This window comes from Rhodococcus sp. D-6 (genome assembly GCF_040256695.1).
Taxonomy (GTDB): domain Bacteria; phylum Actinomycetota; class Actinomycetes; order Mycobacteriales; family Mycobacteriaceae; genus Rhodococcus; species Rhodococcus pyridinivorans.
This window is the reverse complement of record NZ_CP132970.1, coordinates 3811983-3831624: the sequence shown is the minus strand read 5'-3', so window position 1 is coordinate 3831624 and position 19642 is coordinate 3811983. Positions and strand designations below refer to the sequence as shown.

The 19642-nt window shown below is 65.7% G+C and carries 18 protein-coding genes and 1 riboswitch; of the genes, 6 read left to right on the top strand and 12 right to left on the bottom strand.

The genetic code is table 11. The features are described 5' to 3' along the window. Positions 1 to 48: 48 nt before the first annotated feature. Genes RBB84_RS17820 through fahA form a run of 3 tightly spaced genes read left to right on the top strand, consistent with a single transcriptional unit; the run spans position 49 to position 3310 of the window. On the top strand, positions 49 to 1251 hold the full coding sequence (locus RBB84_RS17820) for a homogentisate 1,2-dioxygenase domain-containing protein (RefSeq protein ID WP_064256483.1): 1203 nt from the start codon (positions 49 to 51) through the stop codon (positions 1249 to 1251). Continuing rightward, a complete protein-coding gene (locus RBB84_RS17815) occupies positions 1248 to 2129 on the top strand; it encodes a hypothetical protein (protein ID WP_064256484.1) in 882 nt (293 codons plus the stop codon). The genes RBB84_RS17820 and RBB84_RS17815 overlap by 4 nt, the downstream gene beginning before the upstream one ends. After that, positions 2126 to 3310 carry a fumarylacetoacetase gene (gene fahA / locus RBB84_RS17810; protein ID WP_064256485.1) on the top strand — a complete coding sequence of 395 codons (1185 nt, stop codon included), beginning with the start codon at positions 2126 to 2128 and terminating at the stop codon, positions 3308 to 3310. The genes RBB84_RS17815 and fahA overlap by 4 nt, the downstream gene beginning before the upstream one ends. Before the next feature lie 100 nt (positions 3311 to 3410). Here fahA and RBB84_RS17805 read toward each other — a convergent pair whose 3' ends face one another. From RBB84_RS17805 to RBB84_RS17795, 3 genes are all read right to left on the bottom strand, one after another. Beyond that, positions 3411 to 3629, bottom strand: coding sequence for a helix-turn-helix transcriptional regulator (locus tag RBB84_RS17805; protein WP_064256486.1), 219 nt, complete (start codon positions 3627 to 3629; stop codon positions 3411 to 3413). Then, complete coding sequence (locus RBB84_RS17800; protein WP_064256487.1) at positions 3629 to 4303, bottom strand: hypothetical protein; 675 nt, start codon at positions 4301 to 4303, stop codon at positions 3629 to 3631. Before RBB84_RS17800 ends, RBB84_RS17805 begins: the two co-directional genes overlap by 1 nt. A gap of 123 nt (positions 4304 to 4426) precedes the next feature. After that, positions 4427 to 5164: an IclR family transcriptional regulator gene (locus RBB84_RS17795; RefSeq protein WP_064256488.1), complete on the bottom strand. Its 738-nt coding sequence runs from the start codon at positions 5162 to 5164 to the stop codon at positions 4427 to 4429. Positions 5165 to 5302: 138 nt separating this feature from the next. Between RBB84_RS17795 and RBB84_RS17790 the strand changes: the two genes are divergently transcribed. Beyond that, positions 5303 to 6733, top strand: a complete 1431-nt coding sequence (locus RBB84_RS17790; RefSeq protein ID WP_064256489.1) for an acyl-CoA synthetase — start codon at positions 5303 to 5305, stop codon at positions 6731 to 6733. Positions 6734 to 6739: 6 nt separating this feature from the next. Here RBB84_RS17790 and RBB84_RS17785 read toward each other — a convergent pair whose 3' ends face one another. Continuing rightward, positions 6740 to 7468 (bottom strand): MOSC domain-containing protein, encoded by a 729-nt coding sequence (locus RBB84_RS17785; protein WP_064256490.1) that lies wholly within the window; start codon positions 7466 to 7468, stop codon positions 6740 to 6742. 195 nt (positions 7469 to 7663) lie between these two features. On the opposite strand from RBB84_RS17785, the gene RBB84_RS17780 reads away from it, so the two are divergent. Continuing rightward, positions 7664 to 7987, top strand: a complete 324-nt coding sequence (locus RBB84_RS17780) for a hypothetical protein (RefSeq protein WP_153008407.1) — start codon at positions 7664 to 7666, stop codon at positions 7985 to 7987. Between the two features lie 513 nt (positions 7988 to 8500). Further along, positions 8501 to 8611: riboswitch (TPP riboswitch) on the top strand. Next, complete coding sequence (gene thiC / locus RBB84_RS17775) at positions 8609 to 10393, top strand: phosphomethylpyrimidine synthase ThiC (RefSeq protein ID WP_064256491.1); 1785 nt, start codon at positions 8609 to 8611, stop codon at positions 10391 to 10393. It overlaps the preceding riboswitch by 3 nt. Before the next feature lie 87 nt (positions 10394 to 10480). Here thiC and RBB84_RS17770 read toward each other — a convergent pair whose 3' ends face one another. The 8 genes from RBB84_RS17770 to RBB84_RS17735 form a co-directional block, all read right to left on the bottom strand. Beyond that, on the bottom strand, positions 10481 to 11902 hold the full coding sequence (locus RBB84_RS17770; protein WP_231912026.1) for an NAD-binding protein: 1422 nt from the start codon (positions 11900 to 11902) through the stop codon (positions 10481 to 10483). Between the two features lie 14 nt (positions 11903 to 11916). Beyond that, on the bottom strand, positions 11917 to 12678 hold the full coding sequence (locus RBB84_RS17765) for an SDR family oxidoreductase (protein ID WP_064256492.1): 762 nt from the start codon (positions 12676 to 12678) through the stop codon (positions 11917 to 11919). A gap of 174 nt (positions 12679 to 12852) precedes the next feature. Further along, complete coding sequence (locus RBB84_RS17760; protein ID WP_006552215.1) at positions 12853 to 14163, bottom strand: MFS transporter; 1311 nt, start codon at positions 14161 to 14163, stop codon at positions 12853 to 12855. A 129-nt stretch (positions 14164 to 14292) separates the two neighbouring features. Continuing rightward, positions 14293 to 14931, bottom strand: a complete 639-nt coding sequence (locus RBB84_RS17755) for a response regulator transcription factor (protein WP_006552214.1) — start codon at positions 14929 to 14931, stop codon at positions 14293 to 14295. Further along, positions 14928 to 16109 carry a GAF domain-containing protein gene (locus RBB84_RS17750; RefSeq protein ID WP_064256494.1) on the bottom strand — a complete coding sequence of 394 codons (1182 nt, stop codon included), beginning with the start codon at positions 16107 to 16109 and terminating at the stop codon, positions 14928 to 14930. Before RBB84_RS17750 ends, RBB84_RS17755 begins: the two co-directional genes overlap by 4 nt. Before the next feature lie 55 nt (positions 16110 to 16164). Continuing rightward, positions 16165 to 17289, bottom strand: a complete 1125-nt coding sequence (locus RBB84_RS17745) for a glycoside hydrolase family 88 protein (protein WP_064256495.1) — start codon at positions 17287 to 17289, stop codon at positions 16165 to 16167. Beyond that, entirely contained in the window at positions 17286 to 18440 is a 1155-nt protein-coding gene (locus RBB84_RS17740; protein ID WP_033097427.1) for a zinc-binding dehydrogenase, read from the bottom strand. Before RBB84_RS17740 ends, RBB84_RS17745 begins: the two co-directional genes overlap by 4 nt. Further along, a complete protein-coding gene (locus tag RBB84_RS17735) occupies positions 18437 to 19636 on the bottom strand; it encodes a CaiB/BaiF CoA-transferase family protein (protein WP_024102240.1) in 1200 nt (399 codons plus the stop codon). Before RBB84_RS17735 ends, RBB84_RS17740 begins: the two co-directional genes overlap by 4 nt. Positions 19637 to 19642 lie beyond the last annotated feature (6 nt).

Sequence of the window (19642 nt, the reverse complement as noted above, 5' to 3'; positions counted from 1 at the left end):
GGCGAGCGACCTTCCCTCGCACGCCCGAGATCCGCGAGGAGTCAGATCATGGCGTTCTACCGACAGCTCGGCGTCATCCCGCCGAAGCGTCACACCCAGCACCGTGACGAGAACGGCAACCTGTACTACGAAGAGCTGATGGGCGAGGAGGGCTTCTCGTCCGACTCGGCGCTGCTCTACCACCGGTACATCCCGTCGGCGATCGTCGACGCCACCGAGTGGAAGCTGCCCGATCAGACCACCACGCCCAACCATCCGCTCGAGCCGCGGCACCTGAAGCTGCACGATCTGTTCCCCGAGACGATCTGGGCCGAGACGGACGTCGTGACCGGTCGTCGTCTGGTCCTGGGCAACGCCGACGTCCGCATCTCGTACGTCGTGTCGTCCAAGCCCTCGCCGCTGTACCGCAACGTCGTCGGCGACGAGATGGTCTACGTCGAGTCCGGTGAGGCCACCGTCGAGACGGTCTTCGGCCCCCTCGAGGCGAAGCCCGGCGACTACGTCCTGCTGCCGATGGCCACCACCCACCGTTGGGTGCCCAAGGGCGATGCACCGCTGCGCGCCTACACGATCGAGGCCAACAGCCACATCGTCCCGCCCAAGCGTTACCTGTCGAAGTTCGGGCAGTTCCTCGAGCACGCGCCGTTCTGCGAGCGCGACCTCCACGGCCCGACCGAACTGATGCAGGTCGAGGAGGAGAACGTCGAGGTGCTCGTCAAGCACCGCACCTCGCACGGCGTCGTCGGCACCCGCTACCTGATGCCGCACCACCCCTTCGACGTGGTCGGCTGGGACGGCTGCCTGTACCCGTACACCTTCTCGATCCACGACTACGAGCCCATCACCGGCCGTGTCCACCAGCCGCCGCCGGCGCACCAGGCGTTCGAGGGCAACAACTTCGTCATCTGCAACTTCGTGCCCCGCAAGGTGGACTACCACCCGCTGGCCGTGCCGGTGCCGTACTACCACTCGAACGTCGACTCCGACGAGGTCATGTTCTATTGCGGCGGCGACTACGAGGCCCGCAAGGGATCGGGCATCGGCCAGGGGTCGATCTCGGTGCACCCCGGTGGTCACGCGCACGGCCCGCAGCCGGGTGCCTACGAGCGCAGCATCGGTGTGGAGTTCTTCGACGAACTCGCCGTCATGGTCGACACCTTCCGCCCGCTCGAACTCGGTGAGGGTGCGCTCGCGTGCGAGGACGCCGCCTACGCCGGCAGCTGGAACCGCAATGCAGGAGCGGCCAAGTGACTTTCGGACCTCTTCTGACCGGACTGTGCGACGACGCTGCGCTGTTCCCTCCGGGCAACGCTCCGCTGCCCGTCGCCGTCCCCGCCCACGCCGGGCACCGCTCGTCCGCGCACGCACCGCTCGTCGGAGCGTTCGTCTTCCCGGCCGGTCGCCTCGGTGAACTAGCAGATCACCTGGCGCAGCACCCGTATCCCGGTGAGCTGGCCCTGAGCCTGACCGCACCGACCGGCACCGCCGCCGTCCGGCCCGCACTCGAGCAGGTCGACGCAATGGACTCGGTGTCCGTGGTGGCCCTCGAGATCGCGGTCCCCGCAGAGCAATCCGTCGACGAGCTGTTCGCGGCGCTCGACGAGATCAGGGTGAGTCGACCGGATATCGATGTATTCGTCGAGGTTCCGCGTGACGAGCGCCGAGCCGAGATCCTCGCCCGACTGACCGGGACGCCGTACGCCGCCAAGTTCCGCACCGGCGGGATCGTGGCGGAGGCTTATCCGGACGAAGCCGAGCTCGCCGCAGCGGTCTCGACGGTCGTCACCACGGGAGTTCCGTTCAAGGCGACCGCCGGTCTGCACCACGCGGTGCGCAACACCGACCCGAGGACGGGCTTCGAACAGCACGGGTTCGTGAACCTGTTGGCCGCGGTGGACGCGGTGCTGTCCGGAGCCGACATCGACGAGGTCGCGTCCGTGCTGGCCGAACGTGACGGGGCAGTGCTCTCCGCACGTCTCGGCGCACTCTCCGACGACCGGGCCGCAGAGGTCCGGCGCCGTTTCCTGTCGTACGGCACTTGCAGCATCGCCGAACCGCTCGAGGATCTGCTCGGACTCGGTCTGGCACCCTCGACCGTTTCCCCGATCACCGAAGGAACGAACGCATGACCACCATCGCCATTCCGGAGGGCTCGCTCTTCGGCCTCGACAACCTGCCGTACGGCATCTTCTCCACGGCCGACAGCGAACCCCGCGTCGGTGTCCGCGTCGGAGATTCGGTCCTCGACCTGAGCCGTGTCTTCGAGGACGACATCGTCTTCGCCGAGCCGTCGCTCAACGCGTTCATGGCCCGGGGCCGCGCCCGGTGGGACGAAGTCCGCTCTGCGATCAAGGAACTCGTCGCCGGTGACGTCGCCGACGAGGCCGTCTTCGCCGTCGCCGACGTGACGATGCACCTGCCGATCGAGGTGGCCGACTACGTCGACTTCTACGCGTCGGAGAACCACGCGTCGAACCTCGGCCGGCTGTTCCGCCCGCAGAATCCCGACCCGCTGATGCCGAACTGGAAGCACCTGCCCGTCGGCTACCACGGCCGGTCGAGCACCGTCGTGACCTCGGGCGTCGACATCGTGCGTCCGTGCGGACAGCGCAAGGGTCCCAACGATCCTGTGCCGGTCTTCGGTCCGTCGATCCGCCTCGACATCGAGGCCGAGATGGGCTTCATTGTCGGTGTCGGCTCCCCGATGGGTTCGCGGATCACCCCCGACGAGTTCGCCGACCACTGCTTCGGCGCGGTCATCCTCAACGACTGGTCGGCCCGCGACATCCAGGCGTGGGAGTACGTGCCGCTGGGCCCGAACCTCGGCAAGTCCTTCGCGACGTCGATCTCACCGTGGGTCGTCCCGATCGCCGCGCTCGAGGCCGCCCGCATCGACACCCCGGTGCAGGACCCGGAACCGCTGCCGTACCTGAAGGGCACCGAGAAGTGGGGCTTGGACATCGATCTCGAGGTCGAGTGGAACGGGCACGTCGTGTCGCGCCCGCCGTACGCGCAGATGTACTGGTCGCCCGCGCAGATGCTCGCCCACACCTCGGTCAACGGTGCCGCGACCCGCACCGGTGATCTGTTCGGCTCCGGCACCATCTCGGGCCCGGAGAAGGACCAGCGCGGCGCCTTCATCGAACTGACCTGGGGCGGAGCAGAACCCGTGCAGGTCGGCGACGAGACGCGCACCTTCGTCGAGGACGGCGACGAGATCGCCATCTCTGCCACCGCGCCCGGCCCGAACGGGACCCGCATCGGCTTCGGTGAGGTCCGCACCCGCATTCTTCCCGCGATCGGGGAATAGAGGAAACAGGTCCGTGCGTCAGCCGGAGCGCCACCGGCCGGGCCGATCGGCGATGCCCGGAACCCACGAGGTTCCGGGCATCGCTGTTTTCCGGGGTCGGTCAGTCGACCGAAAGAATGTCGCCCACAGAGCAATCCAGTACGCGGCACAGGGCGGTGAGGGTCGAGAAGCGGATCGCGCGGGCGCGTCCGTTCTTGAGTACCGACAGGTTCACCACGCTGACGCCGACCTTGTCGGCCAACTCGGTGAGCGTCATGCCCCGATCGGCCAGCAGCTCGTCGAGATGACACCGGACGGCATGCTCGGTTTCCGGAGGCATCAGACGAGTCCTTCGTTGTCGCGCGCCATGCGGCTGCCGATCCGCAGTACCACGCCCACGGCCGAGATCACCATGCAGAAGACGTAGGCGTACCAGAACTCCGGTCCGAGAGGCGCGTTCGAGAGGACCTCGTTCATGTCCACGTCACGGATCAACATGTTGGTGCCCAGCGTGCGGGGAATCATCGGGACGATGATGGTCGCGATCGCCACCATCGACGTGACCCACACGAGCCGGATGACACCCCGGTCGAACAATCGGCCCCGGACGAATCGCACGACGATCCAGCTCAGCAGGGCCAGGGCTGTCAGGTAACCGAACGTCTGTACCGCCTCCCCGGCGCGGAGGAGGCCGACGCTGACGGGTGAGAGGGGGTCGGTCGGAACGTCGATCACCGTCGTCGAGGTGGTCTGGAGGTCGGTGCCGTTCGGGGTGGACAGCACCGGCGCCGCTGCCGCGTCGTCGAACCGGACCCGCGCGGTCACGATGCCGTCGCCGAGGGAGCTCGCGAGGTCGCGGACATAGGTGAAGAGCACGATCAGTGAGGTCAGCGCGAAGACGGTGAGGGACGCCCGCAGATCGGTGCGGTCCTTCTTCGACGTCTCGGTGGGGGAGAGCGTGTCGGGTTCGGTGCCCGGGCCCTGGGGGCGGTCGGTGTCGTGGGTGGAATTCATGGTCGTCTCCGAACTCGCCGGACGGCGGGGTTATCGATTGTCGATACCATCGATAATCGTTATACCTATCGATAAACGATATGTCCAGAGGTGGGGGCGCCCGCCAGTCCTGCTCGGAGCGGATCAGGGTAGGCGACGTTCGATCGCGTCCCGCGCTGCCAGCGCCTTCGCGCCGTAGTCGGCGAAGAGGTCGGGTGTCAGCCGCGAAGCCGGACCGGAGATGCTGAAGCAACCGCGCACGGTGCCACCGCGCCCACGCAGCGCGACGGCGACGGCGGCGATGCCGTCGTGCAGCCCTTGTTCGGTCACGGCATACCCGCGGGCGCGGATCTCGGCGATCTCCTCGCGCAGCGCCGCCGGTTCGGTGACGGTGCGCTCGGTCAGTGATGGGAGCTCGGTCGCGAGGAAGTCTTCGATCCGTTCGTCGGGCAGCGACGCGAGATAGGCCTTGCCGGTCGACGCGGCGTGGAGGGGAAGGCGCGTGCCGAGGGCGAGGAAGGCGCGCAGCTGATGGGGACTGTCGAGTCGCTCGATCAGGACCAGCTCGTTCCCGTCCGGCACGGCGAGATGGACGGTCTCACCCGTCTCGGCCTGCAGGCGGTTCAGTTCCGGGAGTGCGACCTCGCGCAGGTCGTCGCCGGACGACATCGCACTGCCCAGGCTGAACGCGCGGCCGGTAATGACCCACTGCCCGGCGTTCGCCGCCGAGGGGCGCAGCCAGCCGGCCTCGGCGAGGGTCCTGAGGCATCGCTGGACGGTGCTCTTGGGGACGTCGAGGCGCTTGCTCAACTCCGACAGCCCGACCGGTTGCGTGGTCGCGACCTCCTCGAACACGCGGAGTGCGGTGAGAACGCTGTTCATCGGAACCTTTCACGCGTCGTTGACGGCAGGCGTCACGGAATATAGGTTGAGCCGGACTGCATCGTAGCACATCGGTCCACAATATGGACCAGACGCTGCGCGACACCGTCCGGCAGGACGTCGAGAAGGGACCCACCGATGACCACCACGCCCGTGCCGTTGCTGACCTCGCTCACCGAGTCCGGAGCAGGCGGCGACGACCGCAGTGCCGTCCGAGTCGGAGACGGATCGCTCACCCGTTCCGAACTGATCGCAGCCGCCGCCGCGGTGGCCGACGAGGTCGCCGGTTCCTCGCGGGTCGCCATCGACGCCACCGCGAGCATCGAGACGGTGATCGCCACGACCGGATGCCTCATGGCCGGTGTGGCCGCCGTGCCGGTGCCGCCGGATTCCGGTCCGGCCGAACGCGCGCACATCCTGAAGGACTCGGGTGCGCAGGTGTGGCTCGGCACTGCCCCCGAGGACGTCACCCTGCCCGCGATCCCGGTCGACGCGAACGCGCGCTCGTCGTCCTCGCACGCCGAGGCGGACCCGGGCAGCGCCGCAATGATCATGTACACCTCCGGAACCACCGGTGCCCCCAAGGGAGTCGTGCTCTCGCGGTCCGCCGTGGCGGCCGGCCTCGACGGTCTCGCCGAGGCATGGAACTGGACGTCCGACGACACGCTCGTCCACGGACTTCCCCTGTTCCACGTCCACGGACTAATCCTCGGTGTCGTCGGCGCGCTCCGGCAGGGCTCGCCACTCGTGCACACGGTGCGACCGAAACCCGAAGCCTATGCGGCAGCCGGTGGTTCGCTGTACTTCGGTGTTCCTACCGTGTGGTCGCGGGTCGCTGCCGACGAATCATCCGCTCGCGCACTGTCGTCCGCGCGACTTCTGGTGTCGGGCAGTGCGCCCCTTCCCGTTCCGGTCTTCGAGCGCATGCTCGCCCTCACCGGCTCCGCGCCGATCGAGCGGTACGGGATGAGCGAAACGATCATCACGATCAGCACACGCCACGACGGTGAGCGCCGGCCCGGCTGGGTGGGACTGCCGATCCAGGGCGTCTCCACCCGCCTGCGCGACCAGGCCGGCAACCTCGTGCCGCACGACGGCGACACCCTCGGCCAGTTGGAGGTGTCCGGCGCGACCCTGTTCGACGGCTACCTGAACAACCCCGAGAAGACCGCCGAGTCGATGACCGAAGACGGCTGGTTCAAGACCGGCGACATCGCCGTGATCGACGACCAGGGTTTCCACCGCATCGTCGGCCGCGAATCGGTCGACATGATCAAGTCCGGCGGCTACCGGATCGGCGCCGGCGAGGTGGAGCATGCGCTGCTGAACCATGCCGGCGTGCAGGAGGCGGCGGTGGTGGGTGTGCCGGACGACGATCTCGGACAGCGGATCGTCGCCTACGTCGTCGGGGATCTCCGTGATCCGGGCGAACTCTCGGACTTCGTCGCGCAGACCCTGTCGATCCACAAGCGCCCCCGCGAGATCCGTACCGCCGACGCTCTTCCGCGCAACGCCATGGGCAAGGTGCAGAAGAAGCTTCTCGTCGAGGACTACCTCGCCGGGAAGTGACCCGGTCTACCCGATCCGGACTTCGTCGCCGACGGTGATGTCGCCGGGAGTCGGGACGGTCGCGTAGACACCGATGCACGGCATCGGCTTGCCCTCCGGCACATTGGGCACCTGATGCGCGGTCATCACCTCACGCAGCATGTCGCGCCGCGCGGGAACCTCCTGATGGGGGAGCGTCACCATGACGCACCGCGCGGTGCGCTTGTGCGGTTCGAGGACTGCCGAGCCCACCGACACCCGTCGGCCGATCCATTCGTCCTCCACGAAACCGGTCGTGTCCGGAGTGTCGACGACCAACTGCGGCCGGAACCGCCGCAACGCGACATCGGTGGGGTCGCCGGTGCCGAGCGCTTCGACCGCGGAGCGGGAGACGAGATGCACCGGCGCCTCGTCGTAGGTGCGGTCACGCGGTTCGAGCCGCACGTCGTGACCAACCAGCTTCGACAGCAGGTCGTCGACCTCGGGATCGTCGCCGCGCACCACCGTGCCGTCGGCGAGCGTGAGTTCGAGTGCCGCCGGATCGCGGGGGTCGTCGTCGTTCAGAAGTCGTGCGGAGCAGGTCAACAGCAGTCCGTAGCGTCGGAAACGCTTCGCACTCGCGATGTTTCCGGTTTCGGCGTCGACCAGCGCCCACAGGTGGTCGCCGCGCACACCGTCCGCTTCGATCGCTGCGGCGTCGATCCGTTCTCCTCCGAACGATTTCACCGGATAACGCCACACCTGATCGATACGCACGACTCGTGAGCATACGGGGAACTGGGGAAAATGTTACGTGCGATTCCAACTCGTGGACGAAAACACCCGAGTCTCCGCCATGTTCTTCAACGGCGCATTGCAGATGACCTCACCACTGTTGGAACCGATGAGCGAATCCACCGCACCACTGCTCGCGATCTACCCCAATCGCAGAAACATGAGGTGGACACGTGGATGCTGCGCCGTGCCGCGGTCGATGCACGCCGCCGACTCCCGAAGCTGGATGACCCGAATCCCTCGACCTTGCTGGCTCAACGGAAGCTGCCGTCGCAGCTGACCGCGCTACGCGCTGTCCATGTCCCCGCATCCAAACAGCACGCAGAAAAGGGACGGGACCGACAGGCCTATGACGAACTCCTGCGGTCGCAGCTTGCCCTCGGAGTGCTTCGAAACGCACAAGCCGCAGAAGTCGGCATCGCCCACAAGCCCACCGGACGACTGCTCGATGCATGGTTGGCCGGCCTGCCGTACACCCCACAGGTGCACAGCTGCGGGTGATAGCCGATATCCACACCGACATGACCGCCTCCGGCCGATGAATCGGCTGCTGCAGGGAGACGTCGGCGCCGGAAAGGCCCCCGTCCTGGCAGCCACTGCGTTTGCGTTACTGGTAATCGAAGGCGGCTTTCAGGCGGTCCTCATGGCCCCGACCGATATTCTCGCTCGGCGCAACACTTCGAAGAGATCGCCGAAGCATTACGGCCTCTCGGCGTGACCGTCGACCTGCTGGTGTCCCGGACCTGCCTCTCCCCCGATCGACGCCGGTCGAGTTCGAAACCATCATGACCACACCAGTCGCACAGGCTGCGTGACCGAAACTGTCACCGAATCGTGCAGCAGTCCCCATCGAAGGCCAGCTGTGCGGACAAGGTCCCGATCTCCTCGAGTCGACAGTCGATGACATTCAGAAGAGTACCTCCTCGTAGCTCGTACAGGACGGGCCGACTTCGCACCGCTCCGACGACCGGACCAGCTACATCTGCAGCGAGACGAGTCGGGTGTTAGGGTCTGTGACGTCCCCACGGGAGCCCTATTGCAGGGGCTGAGATCGGGCTGAGGCAGCCTGCGACCGTCGAACCTGCCCGGGTAATGCCGGCGAAGGAAGTAGGAACGATTCCGATGAGTGCATCCAATTCGCATGCCCTGAGCTATGTCCACGACGAGGAACACGACCTGCGTGTACCTGTCACAGAGATCCGCTTGAACGACTCTCCCGGCGGGGTGCCGAACCCGCCGCTGCAGGTCTACCGCACTGCAGGTCCCGGTAGCGATCCGCTGGTCGGGCTCCCGCCGACGCGCGCCGACTGGATTGCTGCTCGCGGCGACGTCGAGCACTACCCGGGGCGAGAACGGGATCTGCTCGACGATGGCCGCTCGGCTGTGCGGCGTGGAGAGGCGTCCCAGGAGTGGAAGGGGCCCCGACCTGTCCCGGTGCGAGCGAAGACAGGCCGGACGGTCACGCAGATGCACTATGCCCGGGCGGGGATCATCACCCAGGAAATGCGGTTCGTGGCGCTGCGGGAGAACTGCGACGTGGAACTGGTGCGCTCGGAGGTGGCGGCGGGTCGGGCGATCATCCCCGCCAACGTCAACCACCCCGAGTCCGAGCCGATGATCATCGGCAAGTCCTTCCTGGTGAAGATCAATGCCAACATCGGCAACTCAGCGGTGACCAGCTCCATCGTCGACGAAGTCGACAAGATGCGCTGGGCCACCCGTTGGGGCGCGGACACTGTGATGGACCTGTCCACCGGCGAAGATATCCACACCACCCGAGAATGGATCATTCGCAACTCCCCGGTGCCGATCGGCACGGTGCCGATCTACCAGGCTCTGGAGAAGGTCGCCGGCCAGGCCGATGCGCTGACGTGGGAGATCTTCCGCGACACCGTGATCGAGCAGTGTGAGCAGGGTGTGGACTACATGACCATCCACGCCGGAGTGCTGCTGCGCTACGTACCGCTCACGGCCGAGCGGCTCACCGGCATCGTCTCCCGAGGTGGGTCGATCATGGCCGGTTGGTGCCTCGCCCATCACGAGGAAAATTTTCTCTACACCCACTTCGACGAACTGTGCGAGATCTTCGCCCGCTACGACGTGGCATTTTCCCTCGGGGACGGGCTGCGACCGGGGTCGATCGCCGACGCCAATGACGCCGCGCAGTACGCCGAACTGGACACTCTTGCCGAACTGACCACCCGTGCCTGGGCTCACGACGTTCAGGTGATGGTCGAAGGCCCTGGCCACATCCCGATCCATCGGGTGCGGGAAAATGTGGAGCGTCAACAGAAGTTATGTCATGGAGCGCCTTTCTACACCCTGGGGCCGCTGGTGACCGACATTGCTCCGGGCTACGACCACATCACCTCCGCGATCGGGGCCACCGAGATCGCCCGCCATGGCACCGCGATGCTGTGTTATGTCACCCCGAAGGAGCATCTGGGACTGCCGAATCGGGACGACGTCAAGACCGGGGTCATCACGTACAAGATCGCCGCTCATGCCGCCGACATCGCCAAGGGCCATCCCGGTGCCGTCGAGCGTGACGACGCGTTGTCGAAGGCGCGTTTCGAGTTTCGGTGGCGGGATCAGTTCGCTCTGTCGCTGGATCCGGATACGGCCGAGCAGTTCCATGACGAGACGCTTCCGGCCGAACCGGCCAAGACAGCGCACTTCTGCTCGATGTGTGGGCCGAAGTTCTGCTCGATGCGTATCTCCCAAGACATCCGGACCAGGTTCGGTGACGCCGCCGACCAGGCCGCCGTCGCCGGGATGCAACATATGTCCGACCAGTTCAGGGCCGCCGGCAGCACGGTGTACTTGAACGCGCCCACCGTTCCGGCCCTCGAGGATGTGGCGGGGCACGAGTCGATCGGAGCCGAAACGGGCGGTGTGCCCACGTAAGGAGTCGGGTGAGTTCCCAATGTCGCTGGCGGTCACAGTGCGACGGAGGAAACTCGCCAGCGCTGCATGACTGGACAATCGTCGACGCTATTGTCTGTCGGCTCCGGATTCGTGCCATGTTGATGTGCGCTGCCTCGAAGGCGTTCGTCGGAGTCGTACCTCGAACGAGGGGTAGTGAGCATCTGTCCCGGTGACATGGGGGCAATGGTGTCGTGCGGCGAGGACGAACTGTTCGAAGGACCCGTCGAGTTCGAGGTGGATCGTGTCGTTTGCGACTACCACACGGTGTGCGTCGAGACCGAGCAGTCGGGCGACGACGAAGGTTGCACTCAAGGTTGCGACATTCCTGGTGATCCCTAGCGGGAGGAGGGATCCGGTGTCGGTGAGGGCTTCGTGTTCGCCGGCTCTGAGGACGAGTCTGGCGTCGGGGTGCACTCCGTGGGCTGCTACGGACACGGCGATGTTGTCACGATCGTCGGAGCCCACGGCGGCAAGGCATCGGGCCCGGTCGAGGCGGGCGCGTTCGAGGAGGGTTCTGTCGGTACCGTGCCCGACGATGGTGGGAATGTTCAGTGCTCGAGCCAGGCGCAGATTGCGGGCTCGATCGTCGCGTTCGATGGCGACGACGGGAATGCCGAGTTTGCGGAGTTCGAGGCACAACCGGAGACCGACCTGTCCCAATCCGACGACGATGACGTGGTTGCGGCGGGGGAGAACCCGTTGACCGATCAAGCCGATGAGGCTGGTTCCGAGCAGACGTTCGATTATCCCGGCGGTGAACATGGCGGTGAACACGATCGCCGCCAACATCGCCAGAGCCGCGAACACGTCATAGGTGTGGTCGCCGTATGAGGCCGGTGCGGGACCGACGGTGGCGACGACCTGGACTGCTTCTTTGAGGGACTCGACCCAGTGGTGCCCTTTGCCGACGGTGAGCCATATCCAATCGATCAGGAGGATGGCGAGCAGTCCGATAAGGCCGGTGAGCAGCATGCGGGTGCCGGCGTCGTGGGATCGCAGTGTGCCTACGGAGTGGACGAATCGGCGGCGAATTCTGCTGGTGCGGCTGTGGGGTAGCGGCTGCCAGGTCGGTTGGTCACCGTGGGCGGATTGTCGGAGGACGCGTGTGGTGCCATCGGGCGCGGTGTGCGCGGCGTCGATCGTGGCAGCGATGCACGGGCCGGCCAGGGACGGTGTCGCGAGGTCTGCGGGGGAGGTTACCTGACAGTGGGGAATCAATCGGGTGAGCTGGTTGGCGATGGTGCGATCGAAGACGGTCACGACCATCGGTGTGTGGGGACTGATGTGGGCGATGGCGAGGGCATAACGGACGGCGACCGCGTCGTCGTGGGTGACGACGGCGACCCCGGCCGGGTCGTGCTGGGTGATCTGCAGAAGTTCCGGGTCGTCGGGTGCATCGAGGTGGACAACATCGAAGTGGCGTTGGGTGAGCGACGCGCACACGAGCCGGGCAACATTCGACGCGCCGATGACAACGAATGGGGACATCGGGCCGACGTCGATCACCGCACAGGTGCAGGGAACGAGGTGTAGGCAGTGAAGATGCCACCGGAGCCGATATCGGATGTTGGGTCGATCAGCTCCGGCAGCACCGCTTCGAGGCGTATCGGGGCAGCAGCGGTGACACTTGTCTCCGGAGTCGGGGTGGGTACCAGACGAATATTGTTGATCCGCAAGAAGTTACTGCCGAGTTCACGTCCGGCGGCGAGAGCGAAGGATTCGATTGCGCCGTCCATGGAGTCTCGCGCCGGTCCTCGATCGGTGTCGGTGATTCTGCGGAGCGTATCCAGGCCGGTGACGGTGACGATCGATCCGATGCTGCCGGTGCGGTGCAGGGATACTGCAGCACGTCTGGTCGTGTGGAACAACAACGCCATGTGGTCGTAGGTGAACCGGCCCCAGTCGGCGGGGCGGATCTCGCTCAGCGAGTGGCATGCTGTTTCCGGGCCGGGTAGCCATGCGGTGTGCACGAGCGCGTCGATGCCGCCATATCGTCGCTCGAGGTGGGTGAACATGTTGTCGACGTCGGATTCGAGGGTCAGATCGGCCGCGACCGGATGAGCGATCCCGTCGTCATCGGCGACTCGGCCGGCGAGGTGCTCGGCAGCATCGAGGGTGAAGCTGTGCGTGAACACGTGGTGTCCAGCTGCTGCCAACGTTCGGGCCACGTGGGCACCTTCGTTCTGTTCGACGCCGGTGACCAGGACACGCAGTGAGGTGGTGGGTAGAGCCAACGGGTGCAGCGACGGTTCGGCGATGCTCATCTGGACTCGTTTCGAGGGTGCCGGGGGCGCGGGGGGAGGAGTTCCGCGCCCCCGGGAATCGGGGTGGGATGGATGTCTGTCGAGGTCCACGGCCGTGGGATCGTGTGCGGACGAATCGGCGGCCGGCCGAAGGGGGCGGGACGTCGGCGACCGGGGACCGGTGCGTGCGCGTGCTCAGTGAGAGGTCGGTGACAGCTGTTCCTGTCCGGAGGTTTCGTCGTTGTCGGACAGGTCCTGTCGGTAAGTCTCGCGCATGGCGATCACGCAGACGACGGAGACGGCGCACATTGCGACCATGAACAGCGCCACGGCGACGTACGAGCCGGTGCGATCGAGCAGGTAGGTGGCGACGATCGGTGCGGGAGCGCTCGAGGCGAGGGTGCCGATCGTGTAGCCGAAGGAGATTCCGGTGTAGCGGATGCGGGTGTCGAAGGCTTCGGCGAAGAAGGCTGCGAGGGGACCGTAGGAGGTGGCGAAGGCGAGGCAGAACACCACGAACCCGATCATCGCCAGCGCGAAGGATCCGGAGTTGACCAGCCAGAACCAGGGGAAGGTGAACAGCAGCATGGCGAGAACCCCGGCGAGGAAGACCGGCTTTCGGCCGTAGGCGTCCGACAGCTTGCCGAACAACGGTAGTGCGACGAACGTGACCGCCATGGCGACGAGGACGAGTGTCAGCATCTGGTTTCGGGTGTAGCCGACCTGCGTGACGCCGTAGCTGAGGCCGAATACCGTAGTGCCGTAGAAGGTGACGCCGATGGCGAAGTAGGCACCACAGGTCAGGAGGACCTGCTTGGGGTAGTGGCGAAGGACCACCCCGATGGGCAGCTTCTCCAACTGTGCGTTCTTCTTGACGCGGTCGAAGTTCGGGCTTTCGCCGACATGCAGTCGGACGAACAGGCCGATCGCGACGAATGCGCCGCCGATCAAGAAGGGAATGCGCCATCCCCAGGATTCGAACGCTTCGGGAGACAGTCCGGCCATCAACAGGAAGACCGTGTTACCGAGCATCAGTCCTGCCGGCACGCCCATTTGCACCCAGCTGCCGTAGTAGCCGCGTTTGTCGGCGGGAGCGTGTTCGACGGCCATGAGGATCGCCCCGCCGATCTCACCACCGAGTGCGAGACCCTGCACGAAACGCAAGGTGACGAGGATGATCGGTGCGGCGACGCCGATGGTCTCGTAGCTCGGGAGCAGCCCGACTCCGAGAGTGGTCAAGCCCATGATGGTCAAGGTGATCACGAGCATGGACTTGCGTCCGATCCGGTCACCGAAGTGACCGAACACCACTCCGCCGAGCGGGCGCGCCACGAAGGCGGCAGAGAACGTGGCAAAGGCGAGCAGAGTGCCGATCAGAGAGTCGAACTCGGGGAAGAAGATCTTGTTGAAGACGAGTCCGGCTGCGGTGCCGTAGATGAAGAAGTCGTACCATTCGACTGTTGTGCCGACACCGCTGGCAAAGCCTACTTTCGATGTTTGGGACATTTTGGGCATGTGGGGCCTCCGTTGCCGCGAGCGCGAGATGATTTCTGCGGCTCAATATATGGGTGACCCAGAACACATAACATCTCCATGTGGAGAGGTGGAGTGCGCTCCGGGTATAGCGAATTCGATTCAGAGCAAGCGAAGTTCGTGAGCGCGTGCAATGGCTTCGACGCGATTGCGCGCGTTCAGTTTCTGCATGGCGCTCTGCAGATAGGTCTTTACGGTGTTGCGGGTGAGAGACAGTTCCTGAGCGATTTCGGGATTGCTGTGACCCATGGCCGCAAAACGCAGCACTTCGTACTCGCGCCGGGTCAGGCCGGCCCGGTACAGCGCCTCGGAGGTCACGACTTTTCGTGGTCCCGTCAACCTCGGGTCGACCACCCGGATTCCGCTGGACACACGGTGAATGGCTGTGGCGAAGTCCTGTCCGCTGATGTCCTTGACGAGGCAGCCGTCGGCGCCTGCTTCCATCAGTAGATCGATGGCACCGTGATCGGCGAACGCGGTGAACAGCAGTATCCGCGCGTGCGGCGCGACTCGACGAAGACGCGGAATCAGTTCCGGTGCAGGGATATCGGGGAGCCGAAGATCGAGGAGGATGACGTCGACGGACAGGGTGCGGGCCAATTCGACCGCGGCAGAGCCGGTCAGTGCACCTCCCACGACTTCGAGGTCGGTGTCCTCGCGGGCGAGTAGTTCCACGCCGCCACGCACGATCGGATGATCGTCGACGACGAGGATGCGGATGGTCTTCGGTGGCGCGGTCATGTGCTCGGTCCCTCCAGAGCGTCTACCCAGCCGCGCACGGTGGTGCCGCTTTCGTCGTCGCTGACCACCGACATGCCGCCCCCGAGCCGCTCGAGGCGCCCTGCAGCCAATCCGAGCCCCAGCTGGCTTCCTCGCATCGGATCGTCGGTGCCGTCGACGCCCCGGCCGTCGTCGCTGATGACGACCGTCACCTTGCCCGACCGCGCCGACAAGCTGACCACCACAGTGGACGCGTCGGCGTGTTTCTCCACGTTGACCAGCGCTTCGCGAACAAGGCGTTGGAGTGCCTCGACGCGGCTGGCATCGAGGTCGGGGGATTCGGTCAGGGGCACGAAACGGGCCGGGATACCGGTCCGGAGCGTGAATGCCTGGCAGTCCTCCTCGATGCCGACCGGAAGATTCCGTTCGGGGGGCCGCGCGGTGAGGTCGGTCAGCGATCTGCGGATGGAAGCATTGACGGCGTGTACCTGTTCGGTGATCTCGTGCAGGCGATCGTGGATCGCCTGCGCGTCAGCGAGGGCGCGCAGGCTCTGCAGTTCGGCACCGATCCGGAAAAGGACCGGGCTCACGGAATCGTGTAGGGATTCGGCGAGCCGTTTCCGTTCGGCTTCGAGGGCGAGTTCTGTCTGGGTGGCGGCCCTTTGGGCGCTGAGGAGAGTGACGGCGGCCGTTTCGGCGATCGATTGGATCTCTGCGATGACTCGATCACCGAAGGACGAATATTCGCGGGTGCCGACGTACATGGCGCCGAGTACATGACCTTCATAAGCCATGGGCACGGCAAGCATTCCTCGCAGTGACTCCTGTTCGACGAGCGCGTCGAAGTCGTGGGTGATTCCGGGATCGGACAGATAGTCCCGTACCCAGACGGGTTGTTGGAGCATGATGCTCTTGCCGCCGAGCCCGATCCCTTCCGGCACCACCAGTCGGTGCAGAGCGTTGCTCTTCGTGCCCTGCCAACTGCGGTGAACCATCACCCCATCGACCTCGACGCGCCCGATGAGCGACATGTCGAAGTCGCCGATCTCCCGGATCCGCTGGCCTGCTGTGGTCATCGCCGACGCTTCGTCGGTCAGAACCAGCAGCTCGGCGCGCGAAAGTGCGAGATTGTCGAGGATCGACGGTTTGAGGTCCGAGTGGGTGAACTCGTGAGCTGCAGTAGGTGTATTTTCCGACACCGGCTTTCCTCGATCTTCTTTCCGGGGTCTCGGGTGACCCGTCATGGTAGTTCGGTCACAACTTCAGCGTATCGGACCGGTTGTTCAGGTTGATCAGGCACTCGAGCAGGAAGTAGTCGCCCCAGATCAGTTCGTTTCGGGTCGCGAAGTCGCGGCGTTTGTCGAAGCAACCGTCCATCAGGATCCCGGCCGGTCTGCTGTCGTGTGGTCCGGTGGGGGTGAGGTGATCGAGGAGTGCCTCGACGTGGGCGACGGCCCGGTCCCGGAAGTCGGTCCGCTCAGGGACGAGCCGATCGAGCTTGAGCAGCGCGGCAGCGGCGATGGCCGTGGCGGAGGTGTCGATCGGTACGTCCGGACCGCTGCCGGCGTCGAAGTCCCAGGACACGACGCCGCCGTTCGGTGTGCGGTCGAGCCACCATTCGGCCAGTCGGACGGCGGTCGGCAGGAAGGACGGCGATGCCCACTGCGCAGCCTGGGCGTATGCCACCATCGCCCACGCCTGTGCCCGGCCCCAGGTACTGTCGGCGTTCATGCCCTTGTGGGTGTAGCGATCCAGCAGTGCACCATTGGATGTGTCGAATCGTGCCGACTGGCAGACCGAGCCATCGGTGCGGATGCACAGTTCGATGTGCCGCTGCGCGTGGCGGATCGCGGCGTCGAGGAAGCGTGGGTCGCCGGTATGTGCCGAGGCCCACGACAGCAGCGCGACGGTGCCCGGGACGGCGTCGATGTTCGCGGCGCCTTCTCCGACCGCCTCTGCTTCTTCTGCTTCTGCTCCGAGTGGGATGATGCCGGCGCGATCGTTGAAGCTGGTGAGCAGGCCGTGGGCACCTGCCAGAGCGGTCTGCGCCGCGTCGTCGCTTCCGGTGACGAGGTGGTTGACTGCGGCCCCGTACCAGAAGAGGAAGCCGCGGAATGCGGTGTCGGAATTCTGCCGGGGCAGGATCTGCGCGGTGATGTCGTCGGCGAGGTGCGCCAGGCGCTCGTCACCCGAGGCGGCGAAGCCGAGTGCGGCCAAGCCACCCCAGAATCCTCCGGTCCAGTTTCCGTCGGCGGTGGTGGTCCATTCGCCGGATTCGATGTCGCCGTAGTGCGGGAAGGTGCCGTCGGTCTGCTTGGCGGTCGAGTCGATCCGCTCTAGCATCGCCTCGATCGCCGCGGTGTACGGGGAGTTGGTCACGACCGGCCTCCGGTGGTGAGGACCGACTTGAGCGTGCGCCCGTCCCGCATATCGGTCATGGCATCGTCCGCCTCGGTGAGCGGGTATTCGGTGACCATCGACGCGAGATCGAAGTGGGCGGTCAGCCGGGGGAGGGATTCGACGTATTCGAGGTGGTTCTGCGGAGAGAACGCCCAGCTTCCCAGCACCTGCAGCTGCTTTTTGGTGATGTAGTGGGGGTTGATCGGAGTGGTGCCGTGGTCGGTGTACTGCCCGACGACGAGGTACTTGCCGCCGCGGCGGGCGAGGTCGATGCCTTCGGCTACTGCGGTCGGGACGCCGGTGGCCTCGATGACGACGTCGGCGCCGCGCCCGTCCGGTGTGTGCGCGAGGATCCGTTCCAGGCGGGCCTCTTGATCGGTCTCGGTGAAGATGTCGATGTGGATGTCGCCGATGCCGGCGGCCTGCGCGACCTCGAGACGGTTGGCCGGCCCGCCGACGATGATCACTTTTGCTGCGCCGGCGAGTGTGGCGTACATGGCGCAGGCCAGGCCGACCGGTCCGCTGCCCTGGACCACGACGACATCACCTGTCTGCGGCTTGGCGATATCGTTCACGGCGTGCACGGCCGTCGGGCCGGCGCAGCCGAGTGCGATCACCTGCTGCGGGGTCACCGAGGACGGGATGCGGATGATCGTCGAGCCGGGCTGGAGGTAGATCTGTTCGGACCACCCACCCGACAGATGGGGCCAGTCGGCCGACGACTGGTTGATGCCGTACACCTTGCGGGTCTCGCACAGCGACGGTTCGTGCTGGTCCTGGCAGTAGTAGCAGTGCCCGCAGGGGATGTTGGACGCCCATGAGATCGCGTCCCCGACGTGCAGTTGCTCGCCCCGGGCATCGGTGGTGACTCCCTCGCCGAGGGCGTGTACGCGACCGACCGCCTCGTGTCCGAGGATGAGCGGTACCGGAATGGGCAGGCGACCTTGCTGCAGGTGGATGTCGGTTCCGCAGATTCCCGCGTGCGTGACGTCGACGACGACCGCGCCGGCATCGGGGGTCACGCGCGGAAACGTCGTCGCGGTCATGGTCTGTCCGAAGCCTTCGAGCACCATCGCGGTGGCGGTGCCGGTGGTCGGGCTCGTCGGGTCCGTCTGCATCGCATTACTCATCGGATCACTCCCTTATTGCGCAAGGTCTGGACATCGGACTCGGAGATACCGAGCTCATGGAGGATTTCGTCGGCATGTTCACTGACCGCCGGCACCCCACGGTGCACCTGGGCGGGGGTGCGGGACAACGTGACAGGGTTGCCCATCAACCGGGTGGTGCGCACACCCTCGATCTCGACGTCGACGAGCGTGCCGTTGTGCCGCGTCTGGGGATGATCGAGCGCTTCTTGCAGGGTGAGCAGCGGTGCGCACAGCAGATCGACCCCGTCGAACAACTCTGCCGCCTCGGCGGTGCTCAACTGTGCGACCAGCGGACGCAGAACCGCGTTGGCGGCCTCTTTGTTCTCTGCCTGGAGCTGTGGTGTGGCGAACGTCGGCTGGACGGACAGATCGTCGATGTCGAGAGCTTTGCATGCCAGACCCAGAGCGTTCTCGCGGAACAGGCCGAGTACCAAGAGCAGACCGTCGGTCGTTTCGAAGATGCCGCTGTACCAGTCGCTGACCCAGTTGGTCTCACGCTGGTACGCCAGCAGTGTGGAGCTTTCGAGAGTCTGCAGGGCCAGTGCTGTATCGAAGAGGTTGACGCTGACCTTCTGGCCGCGGCCGGAGCGCTCGCGTTCGAACAGTGCTGCCAAGATTCCCTGGGCGAGGGCCATACCCGAGGCGTAGTCCACGGTCGGTACCGGATGTACGTATGCCGAGATCGACGGGTCGCCGCACGCGCGTGCCATTCCGCTCAGTGCCTGCGCGAGCATGTCCTGGCCTGCTTTGTGGGCGTATGGCCCGGTCTCGCCGAATCCGGTCGCAGTGCCGTAGACGAGCCGAGGATAGCGCTCGTGCAGATCGTCGTAGGTCAAGCCCAGTCGTTCGACTGCCGCGGTCCGGTAGCTGTGGATGAGAACATCCGCCTCCGCGAGGAGCTGATGGAGAATGTCCTGCCCCTCAGAGGTTTTCAGGTTCAGTGCGATGCTGCGCTTGTTGCGGTTGACCGCGGCGAAGTAGGCACTGGGGCGACCTTCGTCGAGTGACTCGCGATCGAGGCCTCGCAGCATGTCTCCGTTGACACCGCGCTCGACCTTGATCACTTCGGCGCCGAGGTCGCCGAGAACCTGCGCGGCCACGGGCGCCTGCATGATCTCGCCGAGGTCGAGGACCCGGATGCCGCTCAGCGCTTGTTGTTGCTGGGGGTGGTGCACGGTGCG